Genomic DNA, 12,149 nt, shown 5'->3' on the forward strand with positions numbered 1-12,149 from the left:
TCAGGCGAGGCCTTGAAGGCGCTGAAGCTCTTGCAAGGGTGGGGTTTCAGAAATCTGTTTGGGTTCGAGCAACGGCCATTTCACACCGCGCGGACGCTTGGCCCGACGTTCGACCACATGCGTCTTGTGGGGTGTCAGGATGGTATCAACCAGAATATCGGTTTCGGATGGCTGCAACTGCTCTTCCACAAGCTGCACATCATGGACGACGGCATGAACCGGCGTATGTTCATCCACCAGGCCAAGATCGGTGAACATGCCCCATTCGAGATCAAAGAAGCCGTGGCCTTTTCCGAAACGGACACCGTTGACCGATACGGCCGATGCCCCTGTCACAAGATAGTCAAACCGCCCTTTCTGGGCGATCTCTTCCAGCGTGATCGGGACGCCGAAATGTTCCATCCCATCGAGCCAAGAGGCATACAGCGCGGCGCCGTCAGGCACTGTGGCTGGGTCAAGGTAAACAAAGCCACGGTAAATTCCATAGGTCGACATGACGAATGGTTTGCCATCTTCAATCATGCGGCGTCGCAGATCGGCAAGGCAATTGTCAGGTGTGATGAAGGCAAAGCGGCTGTTCTGGTAAGCCTCACTTTGTACGACGCGGTCGGTTGCTGCTTCTGAACCTTCGAAATCAGGGATGACTTCGGCAAAGTTCATGTGAAACCGGGTGTCAGGCCTCGCCACGTCCTTTAGTTTGGTCCATATCTTTTCGCGGATGGTCTTGGAGGTCGACATTTTGCTCATTTCGTGTGTTTCATTGTTTCATCATCATGAAACAGGCGTTCCAAACGTCAAGAGAATTCGTTTCCCATGGCCTCAAGATTAATCCTCAGAATCCAGGAACGTTCTACGCGTCTGACGTCGAGCGAAAGGAAAATCGCACAGGTTTTGCTGCAAAATCAGAGCCTTGTTGAAACACACACGGCGACGGAACTTGCTGCAAAGGCCGGAGTGTCAAAAGCGACAACTGCCCGTTTTTTCCGCAGTTTGGGATATGCCGACTTTGAAGAGGTCAGGCTACAGGCCCGCGAAGAGCGCAATCGGCGGGAACCTTATGCAGCTGTCGAATCGATCCCTCAGGCTGCGACATTCGGGCGGACCATTTCAGATCATCTTGAGCTGGAGCAGCGAAATCTGGCACGCACGTTTGAGGAGTTACGCTCGGACCTGCTGCCCGATATTGCTCAGATTCTGGAAGAAGCGCCCCGCGTCTGGTTTGTCGGATTTGGCGACGAACAGGGCTTGGCCCGGTTAGGGCAGTCGCAGTTTGCGCGGTTGCGACACGGCGTTCACGAGTTGCAGGGGCAGGGGCAGACCTGGGCAAATGAACTGTCAATGACCGGCCCCCGTGATGTGTTGGTCCTTTTGACGTTCGAGCCGCGCCCAAAGGTGCTGCGCCCCTTGCTGGCCCATGCCCGCACCACACGGATGCGCGTCATCACGCTGACCGATCACGCCTATGCCCCACAGGCCGAGCGGTTCTCTGAGGTTGTTCTCCCGTGCCACGTTGCAAGCTATGGCGCGCTCCCAACGCATGCCACGATGCTTTCCGTCCTGCGGCTGCTCGCTGTGGCCTATCTGGGCCGTAACCCCGAGGTTGTCAGTCAGCGCATCTCTACGCTGGCGGCGATAGATGAGGAACTCGACCTATTTGAATAGATGAAGGAATCGCTGCCGTACGGTTCCAGAAACGGCAAGAGCCCCCATCGAGGCAGTATTTGCTCAAGGTTGATGGTGTTTGATGAGTGAAAGGCGGCTTAGGGCCGCGCCTTGCTAAGGAGCTGTGATAGGCGGGGGTTTTCGTCGCTTTCCCGACAGTGCGTTCCCCACGATAGCAGCGAGCAGAACTGCACCGCCGATCAGGGTGTACAGGCTCGCGGTCTCCCCCAGAAACAGCCAGACCCAGAACGGGCCTAGTAAAACTTCTGCCAGAGATAGTAGCGTGAGCTCTGCCGCGGGAAGGCTACGTGAGCCCAAAGTGTAGAGGATCAGACCGGCGCCAACCTGGAACACCCCCATGCCCATCGCAATGCCTGCATCACTTGGGCTCAGTACGATGGAAAGCCTGAGGCTAAGACATATCACCAGAGTAATGATGATCGCGAAGAGGCCTGACAGGAAGACCGCTGGAAGCATCTCTCCTGTACGGCCCCATCGCAATGCTACGGTGAAGACAGCAAAACCGAAAGCTGATCCAAGAGCGGCAAGGCTGCCCGTCAGGGCGACACCGCCAGATTTATCGGCAACCATGATGGCAATCCCGCCGATTGCGACGATGATTGCGATCCATGTTGCAGCGCGGACAGGTTCCCGTAGCACGATCCATCCGAGCACCGCGGCCATGAACGGCGCTGTTGCAAACAAAAGCATGGCGTTCGCAACCGAAGTGTTCTGGATAGCGTAAATTCCGCCGGAATAGGCCGCGACCAGTGAAAGCCCCGCGATGCTGGCCGGGGCGCCAATACGGCGTATCTGAACAAAAGGGCTTTCGCCCGACCGTACGAGAATAAGAAAGTACAAAAACAGCGACAAGCTGATCGATCGATAGAGCAGTATCTGCCACACGACAGCATCTTCAATCAGGCGGATACCAATACCGACCGTTGACCACAGAACCCCCGCTGCAAAGACGAAGAGCACACCATACTTGTGAGCGTTCGCATTGGAAGATGTTGGTGCCAAGGATGTCATGTCGGGCCGCTCGATGAAGTCATTTCTTCAAAGTAAACGGCTTGGAGAGTGCTTCGCCCATTCATTTGCGACATTCACGCGATTTATGCCTTGCGGCTTTGGGTGTTCACGCCTGTCGCACGAATTGTGAATACACGCTGTGGTGACGCTGCGCCGCTGCATCCGATTGCATCGGTATATTTGGTTAGGGCCGCCCTTTTGGAGCGGCCCAATTCGTTAGAATTTGCCCGGGTAGCCTTCGGGCAGTTCGCCAGATGGCATGTCCGCAATGACATCCCAGTGCTCAACGATACGACCATCCTCAAGACGGAAAAGATCGAAGTACGCGGTCGGCTGCTCACCAAAGACACCCTCAGCTGCGGCGAAAACAAAGTTTCCTTCCGCCACAACCATAGCGAGGTTGGTGTAGTAGAAGGCGATGTCGTTCTCTCCCAGATACTGCAGAAAGGCACCCAGACCTTCGAGCCCATCGCCCGCTTGTGTGTTGTGTTGAAGGTACTTTTCGGGGTTGATGTAGTCGGTGAAGTCTACTTGCTCGCCTTTGATCAAAACACGGTTGATAAAGTCTTCGACGAGCGCCTTGTTCTCGGCAGTCTTATCAAGATCAGTTACGACCGTTTCCCCATCAATCTGAGTTCGCCCTGATGGGTTGGGCTGCTCAACGACTGGGCTCATATTGTCCCAGTGCTCGACGATTTTGCCGTTGTCGATGCGGAAGACATCGAACGCAACCAGGGGAACAGGCCCAAAGTTCTCGTAGACAGAGTGGGTTACGACGAGATCGCCTTCGGCAATGATCCGGATTGGTTCAAAAGAACCCTCAGGATTGCCTGGCAGGTTGCTCAGCAGCCCTTTCAGTGCGTCAACGCCTGAAGCCGCCAACGGATTGTGCTGGATGTAGGGGTCCGCAAAATAGTCGTCAACGGCGTCAGTGTTGCCGCGCACAAATGCGTTGGTCATGCCATCGATCACGATCTGCTTGTTGGCTTCTAAATCTGCAAGTGCAGCTGTTGTGCCAAGCGCCATTGCGCCCAGTGTTGTCAGTGTCTTTTTCATGATCTCATTCCTTTGAGTTTGGCTCAGGCAGCGCGCTGCCAGGTTAAGGTGGGGTTTTCGCGAAAGGCGAAGCGGGCAAGGTGATCACCGACAAAACGTTCCAAGCGTTCCAAGTCGTGGGATTTGCCAAGAACGGTGATGGAAAGGTCCGCCTCGGTGGCGGTCATTTTGCAGGCGCCGAACGGCAATGTGACTTCAGCCTCTGTCGTGGTGAACGTGACGGGAACCTTGTGGCCAAAGTGTTTGCCAAGCTGCTGTAAATACTTGGAGCCGTGGGGCGTGGTCAGGTGCAATGTGCTGCTGGTCATCAGTCTCTCCTTGCTACGGAAGACAGACATAGACAGAACCGGTTTGTTTGATTATCCCGTATCTAACGAAAGAATTGTTCGATGGTTTAGAAAGATGGATATCTATCGCAGCTTGGCTGTCTTTGTCGCTGTCACCGAAGCGGGAAGCTTCAGTGGCGCGGGGCGACGTCTGAAACTGTCGACATCGGTGATCAGCCATCATGTGTCGAAATTAGAAGCCTATGTCGGGGCTTCGCTGTTTTTCCGCTCAACCCGTTCGCTATCTCTCACGCCAGAAGGCCAAACGGTTTTGCCGTCTGCACGCACCATGGTGAATGCTGCAGACGAAGCCTTGGATGCTTTGATGGCCACCAGTGACGAGCCCGCGGGCGCGCTGCGCGTCACGCTGCCAGCCTTCGGAGAACGTAGTCCTTTGCAACGGTCCATCCTGCGCTTCGCGCGCAAGCATCCGATGGTGGCCATCACGATGCACGCCAGCGATTACCCTGTTGACTTGGTTAAAGAGGGATTTGACCTCGCCATCCGCCTCGGCGTTCTGAGTGACAGCACGATGATGAGCAAACGCATCGGCAGTTTCGGGCGCAAACTTGTGGCCTCCCCCTCATATTTGGCAGCGCGTCCAAAGATCAAAACACTTGAAGACCTGAAAGCCTGCGACTTCATCTCAATCGCCATGTTGCCCGATGTGATCACGCTGTTCCGAAAGGGCGATGAGTTCAGCTTTGAGCCGGCAAACGTAAGGCTGGAAGTTCACTCTTTGGCATCGGCCAAGTCAGCGATACTTGAGGGCCTCGGCGTTCAGCACCTCCCCGACAGCGAGGTAGAAGAGGAAATCAGCAGCGGCCTTTTGGTCGAGGTCTTGCCGCAATGGTCTCTTCCGGATCTGGGCGTCTACGCTGTTTGGCCAGATATTGGTCCGCAAAAGAGACTGACCCGCCTGTTGATAGACTTCATGAAAAATGAGCAGCAAACTTAATCAAACCCGACGTTGTTTGATTTTTGCACGATGTCCGCTTGCGTCCGTTCCCGCAACGCGCGCGGCGTTCTGGCAGGCGAAGTTTGACGCGCATATCGCGCGGGACAGCGCCTTGCGAAAGCCCGAACAAGTTACTTTAGCCACTGACCGACTTTGAGCATGGCTGCACACCCAAGCAGACGCGCTTGAGCTTGGCGAACACGAGGTCTCGTCACTCTCAAGGCAAGACGGAAATGTCATGTCCTCTGGGCGATTGTTAGAGCGCTGCAGAGTTATGCCGCGTGCGCACAGGGTTCGATGCGCCTTCCTTCTCGCGAACGCCACTGGCTTTGAAGTGTATAGCTCACGAGCCTGTAAAGCCGTCCATGTTCAGATACCTGCAAACTATTCACCAAATCGGCGCAGTCATGAGGTTCGGAGAATATTGCCACGGAGAGACCGCTATCGACCCTCCGGGCGTAAGAGCAAGTGCTCAGCCCCGTCCGCATAACTCTCGAATACAACAGAAAAATCCAGCCGCAGGCTGGAACGGGAGAACGCTTTCGCGGGGTAAAATGGCGGAGAGGAAGGGATTCGAACCCTCGAGACGGTTTCCCGCCTACACACTTTCCAGGCGTGCGCCTTCGACCACTCGGCCACCTCTCCGCTGGCGGGTCTATCAAAGCAGTGCGGGGAGTTGCAAGCGCATTTGAAAACAAAACGGCGGGCAAGGGCCCGCCGTTTGCAACAATTATGATCTGGCGGCTTAACTCGCGACTTGTTCGCGCAGAATGGAGGCTGTCAGGGAGACCATGAGATAGGCCCCGCCAAAGATCAGGAAGGCCAGAATCGTGTTCTCGAATTTGCGTGGATAGCTGGGGTCCTCAGAGGCGACCGGTTCGACCGAGGTGGTCAGATAGCGTGCCTGGCTATCCGCGTCCCGGCGAGCCTGCTCCAGACGTTCAAGGGCGGATTGCAAGCGCAGGTCCGATGAGGCCAGGTCCGCCTCAGCCAGCTTGATCTGAACCGCCTTCTCCGCAAGAGAATCTTCGCCCTCGGTCGCGGAAACCATCTGATTGTTCAGATCGGACAATAGCGCCTCGAGACGACGGACATCGCCTTGCGCGCCTTCAACCTTGGCGCGGTTTGGCCTGCTGTTGTCGAGCAGGGCCGCCAGTTGCAGGTTCTTTTCCTGAAGCTGGATTTCCACGTTGTTGATCTGTCCGCGCAGCGCAGCAATCCGGCCTTCAGGATCGATGATTGCGCCTTCCTGCTGCATGCGGACCAGCTTTTCCTGCGCCTCGCGGCGTGAAATCTCGGCTTCGAGCAACCCGGCTTCGGCGTCTTCCACGGCGTTTGACCGTTTGCGCAGCGACAAGTTGTCGACCCGGTCTTCAGCGTAACCAATCAGCGCCTTGCTGAAGTCGGCCGCTGTCTGAGCATCAGCGGCCATGATTTCCATCTTGATCACGCCTTCGGTCGGGTCATACCCAATCTCGATATTGCGCTTGTACAGCTTGTAGGCCTCTTCGTTCGATGGCTCTGCGTCAAGTCGCTGGATCGGATCGATAAATTCCTGTGTGTAGTGAGACTTGAAGCCCACGTCCTGATCAAGCCGCAGCATGGCGTCTTTTGACACCAGATAGCTTTGAACTGCGATGGCGTCCTGATTGGTCGCAAATTGGGTGCCTGAGAACAACGATCCCATGGCGCCGCCTTGGTTTTCCGCCTTCAAGATAAGGAATTCGGATTTGGTCGAGTACATCGGGGTCGCCACAGCGTAGAAATAGTAGCCAGCCAAAAGCGTTGGCAATCCGACGAAGAACGCCAGACGCGTCAGCAACAGCATCATTTTGCGACGACGCCGCTTTGAAAGATCCCGTTGAATCTGCATGATTTCGGCAGCGCGACGCTCTGCAGGATTCACCATTTCGGTGGAGGGAAGCTGCTGTTTCTGAACTTGCATGGTCTGCGGGAGCTGAATCTTTTGCTCTGCAGGCGGCTGCCCTGGTTGCTGCGGCGTCGGTTGTTGCGGCTTGGCTTTGGCCGCAGCCTCACCTTCGCCGGGCACCACGAGCTCCAACATATTGGCGCGTTGGAAAGGGTCTATGCCCTTGGCTCTGAGCAAACGAACAGCGTCAAAGTCCGAGGTCGCCGGCAATCCGTGTTTCTGTGCGACGCGACGGGCCATACGAAGCTGACGGCCTGTCAGCCCTTCCTGACGGATCGCATCGATGTCGGTTTCCGCAGCAACCTGATTGGCCGAGCTTACCTCGCCGGCGCGGCCCGTGCCGACCGGTTCAGGACGCGTCGGCGCAGCCGGTTGCTGTGGTCTGGGCGCGGCGGGCTGCGCGGCCATGTCGTCGGGCAAACCGGCTGAGCCAGCTGCGGCAGACCGCTTGATGCGGAACTTTTTAGCCTTGGGTTTCGTAGTCATAGAGCTGTTTCGCTTCTTCCAAGGTTTCAAACATTTGCAATTTGCCATCAACGAGGACAGCGGCCTTGCGGGCGAATTTTTCCAGGATTTGGGCCTGGTGGCTGACGATGATGATCGTCGTCGTGCGCAAGCGTTCGGCAAGGATCTCTCCTGCACGCTTGTTGAAGGCGGTGTCCGTCGAATTCGGCATGCCTTCGTCGATCAGGTACATGTCGAAATCCAGCGCAAGCATCAGCGAAAAGGTAAACCGTGCCCGCATGCCGGACGAATAGGTGCCGATCGGCTGGTCAAAGTATTCCTTGAGATCGCAAAGCCATCGGCAAAAGCTTTCGACATAGTCCGGGTCAAGACCGTAGAGCCTGGCAATGTACCGTGCGTTTTCACGTGCCGAGATTTTGGACACCACTCCGCCCATATATCCAAGCGGGAACGATATCCGGCAACCGCGGCGAATTTCACCTTCGTCCGGTTTTTCCAGACCGGCCATCATTTTGATCAGAGTTGTTTTGCCTGTCCCGTTTGGCGCCAGGATTCCAAGGCTTTGGCCCAGCTCAACGCGGAACGACACACGATCAAGGATGATCTTGCGCTGGGTGCCTGTCCAAAAGGACTTGCTGACCATGTCGAACTCTAGCATTGCTTTGCCCCGGGCTGCCCGTCGTGTGATGTGGTGCGGGCTCAGGCTCTGATCTATGAGCCAATTCTGACTTTATTATGGCCCTTTGTGGAAACAAAAACAACGAAACCGCCCGTGAATTGCCATGAACTGGCAACAATCCCGCATCGGCTGAAGCTCTTGGTAATCCCGACTAGGCGATCAGCGCCCAACCCAGGCCTGCGATGATCGCTCCGACCAAGGCGTATCCGAGGTATGCAGCAAAAACGCGTGGCTTGACCAAGGCCCAGACCGCAATAGCGGCAGGAATGCAGCTGACGCCCCCGGCAATGACAAAGCTCATGGCGGCGCCCGGTGCCATGCCTTGTTCCAGCAAGGCATGCACAAGGGGGACTGCCGCGTATCCGTTAAGGTAGGCAGGCGCGCCGACCAAGGCGCCCATGATGATCGGATACAATCCTGTACCCCCGAGGAAACTGGCCACCAGGCTGGCCGGAACATAGTGGATCATGACCGCTTCGATTACATAGGCCAGTGTCAGCCATTTGAGCAAAAACAGCGCATTCTCAAGCCCGGTATCCAGAAACGTCTGCCGGCGGTCTGCATGGTTCCAGAATGCCCAGACTGGTTTGCCCTGAAATGGTTTGCTGACACCGCAGCAACCACCGATCTGTGGGCGTGCGCGCAGGGGATCGGCAAAGACCGGCGAGGTTGCAAAGGTCTTTGTGGCAAAGCCGCCCAGCAGTCCGACGCCGACCGCAGCGATGGTCTTGGCCAGTGCGAATTCCCAACCCAATGTCCCGGCTGTGATCAGGAACATCGCCGGGTCCATCAAAGGTGATGCCAACCAGAACGCCATAACCGCGCTCAGCGGCGCACCAACGGCCAAAAGCGCTGCAATAAAGGGGATGACTTCGCAGGAACAAAACGGAGAGAGCCCGCCCAGCATTGCGGCGAGGATGATCATTCTGACCTCGCGGCCTTCAAAGGCTTTGGCCAGCAGGGTTTCCGCACCCGTGGCCTTTAGATAGGCGACTGCGAGCACGGCAAACAGAATGAAAGGGGCCGTTCCTGCCAATGCGCCCAGAGTGAACTCCACAGTCGGCAGGAATTGTGGTGTGTCCAATACGGCCACGACCAAAAGGATAAGACCGGTCGCGCCCCAGGCTTTGGAAATCTTGGGGAATTTGCGGTTCGGCGTTTGAGATGTTTCAGCCATGGTCATGTCCTTCGACGCAGTCGGCACAGCATTCGTTCAGCAGAAACTCTGACAACGAGGCGACTTCGCTGTAGTCAGCGGCGGCGCAAATGATGCTGCGTCCGTCGCGGTTTTGTCTGACCAGCCCTGCGGCGGTCAGGATTTTCAGATGATGAGTCAGGGTGGAACCTGTGATGCCGCATCGTTCGCCAAGTGTGCCGATGCGCAGGCCATCATTGCCGGCGCGCACCAGAGTATTGAGCACCGCCAATCGTTGCTCGGATCCGAGGGCCGCAAACTTGGCGGCGGCAACGGCAAAGGTTTGGTCTGTGGGAATCATCTTTTTCATATTTCTAGAATTATCGAAATAATGATAAACCGCAACTGTTATTTCGACAATGTTCGAAATGAACATGTGAATTGTACGTGGTGGCGGATTGCGTATTTTGCCTATGATGGACGCCTTTGGAAAACTCGTTACAGATATTGCGCAGTGCCGTCTGTGCGCGGACCGCTTTGCTGAAACGGCGACCACCCATGCACCGCGCCCGGTGGTTTGGTTTGCGCGCGGGGCGCGCATCATTATCGCGGGACAGGCGCCCGGGATGCGCGTGCACAAAAGTGGCAGGCCTTTTGACGACCCGTCGGGTGACAGACTGCGGGCGTGGATGGGTATTGATGCCGATACATTTTACGATCGTTCTCGCATTGCCATCGTTCCGATGGCGTTTTGTTTTCCGGGCTACGACGATGCTGGGTCCGATCTTCCGCCGCCTGCACTGTGCCGCAAGACATGGCACGACAGCGTCTTTGATGCCTTGGATGCTGCTGACTTGATGCTTGTGATCGGCGGTTATGCCCATCGCTATCATTTGAAGACAAAGACTGGTGTGACCGAAACCGTTGCCGCATGGCGTGACCATTTGCCGACGATCTTGCCCTTGCCGCATCCGTCCTGGCGCAATACCGGTTGGATCAAACGCAACCCGTGGTTCGAGTCAGATTTGCTGCCCGTTCTGCGAACCCGTGTCAGTGAGGCCTTAAATGACTGAAACGCCCTTGGATCGCGCGCATGCTGCAATGGAGGCGGATCCAACGAATGATACTCTGCGCTTGCGGTTCTACGATGCATTGGCCGCAGCTGAGTTGTTCTTGATGCTGGCCGAAGAGCCGCAGGGTGGTTCAGTTTCGCCTGAAATCTTCGATGTGCAGGATGCACGGTTTGTGCTGGCCTTCGATCTTGAAGAACGCCTGTCCGCTTTTGCTGGAAAACCGGTACCCTATGCTGCGCTGTCCGGGCGTGCCTTGGCGCAGATGTTGTCGGGGCAGGGGATTGGTCTTGCCCTCAATCTCGAAGTGGCCCCATCGGCAATCCTTTTGCCAGATGAAGCGCTGGGCTGGCTGATGCAGACCTTGTCTGCAGCGCCGACAGAGTCGGAAGCCAAGGTCGAAACACTGGCCGCGCCCCGATCTCTGCCAGAGGCACTTTTGACGTCACTGGATGCCAAATTGGCGGCCGCCGAGGGGCTGGCTCGGAAAGCATACCTGGCTGAAGTGACATACGAAGGCGGTGCCAAAGGCCATTTGCTGGGTATCACGGGTGCCCCGGATGGGGCGCAGGATCACTTGGTCCGTGCAATCAATGAGGCGCTGGTTTTTTCCGGTTTGGACGCCGGGGCTTTGGACGTCGCGTTTCTGCGGGACAGTGACCCGCTGGCCGCGCAATTGGCCGGGGTTGCGCTGCGATTTGATTTACCACAGCCACAGGTCAGCGTCCGCGCGGAACGGGTCGCTCCGGGAACGAACCCTGACAAGCCGCCTAAACTGCGCTGAATGAACCGCGCCAATGGCGCCGCTGGTTAAACCAGGCCTAGTTCCTCGCGGAGTGTGGGCAAGGTATCACCTTGTTCCGGTTGCGCATGCCAGACGGCCCTTGCGATTGCGCGCGCAAGGCAAACAGAAGCGGCATGGCCAATCTGGCTGAGTTGAAGATCAGGCATCGCGAGGTCTTTTTCACCCGTTGCAGCGGCGAAAACCAAATCACCATCCATAGGCGTGTGCGAGGGCTGGATTGCGCGTGCCATGCCATCATGTGCTGCGACGGCCATCCTGTGGCATTGTGCTTTTGACAGTTTGGCATCGGTTGCAACCGCCGCAATCGTGGTGTTGCCGACCTTTGCCATGGCCTGAAGCTTGCGACTGTCGGGCAAGGGTTGGAAACCCGGTGCAGGGTCAGGGCCCAAGCCTCCGAATTCCTTTCCGAATTCGCTATGCGATGCCCAGAAATGTCGGCCGCTGGGTGTCGTAACGCTGCCCAGTGGGTTAACCGCAACCAGCGCACCCACTGTGATACCGTCTTCCAAGACCAAAGAGGCCGATCCGAGCCCACCTTTGTGCATCGCGGTTTGCGCTCCGCTGCCAGCGCCTTGCGTTCCCAGTTCGAAGTCTGTGTCCGCCTCAGCAAGCGCAGCGCGACCCAGGGCGGGGTATGGGTTTTCCTGCCAGTCCTTGTCCCCACCGTTGAGCAGATCGAACAGGATGGCGGCGGGCACCAAGGGCACGCGCGCGCTGAGCACAGGAAATCCTCGACCTGCCTCGTAAAGTGCATCCATGACACCCTGGGCCGCGGCAAGCCCAAAGGCGCTGCCACCTGACAGGACCAAAGCGTCCACACCGGGGGCAGTTTTGTCGGGCGCCAGCAGATCTGTTTCACGGGTGCCGGGTGCGCCGCCCTGAACTGCAACCGAAGCCGTGAATGGTGCATCCCCGACCAAGACGGTTGTTCCGGTTTTTCGCAGCGGATCCCGCGCGTTGCCTACCCTCAGGCCCTTGATATCGGTGATCAGATTTTTAGGCCCGGGTTGCATGGTCGCTCCTGTTCTTTG

13 protein-coding genes and 1 tRNA gene are annotated in these 12,149 nt (G+C 56.9%); 4 read left to right on the plus strand and 10 right to left on the minus strand.

Annotated features, from left to right (window positions below; genetic code table 11):
- Complete coding sequence (locus PFY00_RS04560) at window positions 1-747, minus strand: 5-formyltetrahydrofolate cyclo-ligase (protein WP_271431316.1); 747 nt, start codon at window positions 745-747, stop codon at window positions 1-3.
- A 66-nt stretch (window positions 748-813) separates the two neighbouring features.
- Between PFY00_RS04560 and PFY00_RS04565 the strand changes: the two genes are divergently transcribed.
- On the plus strand, window positions 814-1,662 hold the full coding sequence (locus tag PFY00_RS04565; protein ID WP_271431317.1) for a MurR/RpiR family transcriptional regulator: 849 nt from the start codon (window positions 814-816) through the stop codon (window positions 1,660-1,662).
- A 114-nt stretch (window positions 1,663-1,776) separates the two neighbouring features.
- Here the strand turns inward: PFY00_RS04565 and PFY00_RS04570 are convergent, their stop codons facing one another.
- The 3 genes from PFY00_RS04570 to PFY00_RS04580 form a co-directional block, all read right to left on the minus strand.
- Window positions 1,777-2,694, minus strand: a complete 918-nt coding sequence (locus PFY00_RS04570) for a DMT family transporter (protein WP_271431318.1) — start codon at window positions 2,692-2,694, stop codon at window positions 1,777-1,779.
- Window positions 2,695-2,910: 216 nt separating this feature from the next.
- A complete protein-coding gene (locus PFY00_RS04575) occupies window positions 2,911-3,750 on the minus strand; it encodes a nuclear transport factor 2 family protein (RefSeq protein WP_271431319.1) in 840 nt (279 codons plus the stop codon).
- Between the two features lie 23 nt (window positions 3,751-3,773).
- A complete protein-coding gene (locus PFY00_RS04580) occupies window positions 3,774-4,058 on the minus strand; it encodes a DUF2218 domain-containing protein (protein ID WP_271431320.1) in 285 nt (94 codons plus the stop codon).
- Here PFY00_RS04580 and PFY00_RS04585 point away from each other — a divergent pair.
- Window positions 4,045-5,034: a LysR family transcriptional regulator gene (locus PFY00_RS04585; protein WP_271431321.1), complete on the plus strand. Its 990-nt coding sequence runs from the start codon at window positions 4,045-4,047 to the stop codon at window positions 5,032-5,034. The two genes, PFY00_RS04580 and PFY00_RS04585, sit on opposite strands and share 14 nt — an antisense overlap.
- A gap of 555 nt (window positions 5,035-5,589) precedes the next feature.
- Here the strand turns inward: PFY00_RS04585 and PFY00_RS04590 are convergent.
- The 5 genes from PFY00_RS04590 to PFY00_RS04610 all read right to left on the minus strand — a co-directional run bounded on the left by PFY00_RS04590 (window position 5,590) and on the right by PFY00_RS04610 (window position 9,613).
- A tRNA-Ser gene (locus tag PFY00_RS04590) sits at window positions 5,590-5,679 on the minus strand.
- A gap of 100 nt (window positions 5,680-5,779) precedes the next feature.
- On the minus strand, window positions 5,780-7,450 hold the full coding sequence (locus PFY00_RS04595) for a capsule biosynthesis protein (protein WP_271431322.1): 1,671 nt from the start codon (window positions 7,448-7,450) through the stop codon (window positions 5,780-5,782).
- A complete protein-coding gene (locus PFY00_RS04600) occupies window positions 7,428-8,087 on the minus strand; it encodes an ABC transporter ATP-binding protein (protein WP_271431323.1) in 660 nt (219 codons plus the stop codon). The genes PFY00_RS04595 and PFY00_RS04600 overlap by 23 nt, the downstream gene beginning before the upstream one ends.
- A gap of 172 nt (window positions 8,088-8,259) precedes the next feature.
- Window positions 8,260-9,285, minus strand: a complete 1,026-nt coding sequence (locus PFY00_RS04605; protein WP_271431324.1) for a permease — start codon at window positions 9,283-9,285, stop codon at window positions 8,260-8,262.
- The gene (locus tag PFY00_RS04610) at window positions 9,278-9,613 is read right to left on the minus strand and encodes an ArsR/SmtB family transcription factor (RefSeq protein ID WP_271431325.1); all 336 of its coding nucleotides are present in this window, start codon (window positions 9,611-9,613) and stop codon (window positions 9,278-9,280) included. The genes PFY00_RS04605 and PFY00_RS04610 overlap by 8 nt, the downstream gene beginning before the upstream one ends.
- Before the next feature lie 106 nt (window positions 9,614-9,719).
- Here PFY00_RS04610 and PFY00_RS04615 point away from each other — a divergent pair, with 106 nt between their 5' ends.
- Both PFY00_RS04615 and PFY00_RS04620 read left to right on the plus strand, forming a co-directional pair.
- Window positions 9,720-10,316 (plus strand): uracil-DNA glycosylase family protein, encoded by a 597-nt coding sequence (locus tag PFY00_RS04615; RefSeq protein WP_271431460.1) that lies wholly within the window; start codon window positions 9,720-9,722, stop codon window positions 10,314-10,316.
- A complete protein-coding gene (locus PFY00_RS04620; protein WP_271431326.1) occupies window positions 10,309-11,097 on the plus strand; it encodes an SseB family protein in 789 nt (262 codons plus the stop codon). Before PFY00_RS04615 ends, PFY00_RS04620 begins: the two co-directional genes overlap by 8 nt.
- Before the next feature lie 26 nt (window positions 11,098-11,123).
- Here PFY00_RS04620 and PFY00_RS04625 read toward each other — a convergent pair whose 3' ends face one another.
- Window positions 11,124-12,131 carry a P1 family peptidase gene (locus PFY00_RS04625; RefSeq protein ID WP_271431327.1) on the minus strand — a complete coding sequence of 336 codons (1,008 nt, stop codon included), beginning with the start codon at window positions 12,129-12,131 and terminating at the stop codon, window positions 11,124-11,126.
- Between the last annotated feature and the right edge of the window lie 18 nt (window positions 12,132-12,149).

Source organism: Thalassococcus lentus, from assembly GCF_028023555.1.
Taxonomy (GTDB): domain Bacteria; phylum Pseudomonadota; class Alphaproteobacteria; order Rhodobacterales; family Rhodobacteraceae; genus Thalassococcus_A; species Thalassococcus_A lentus.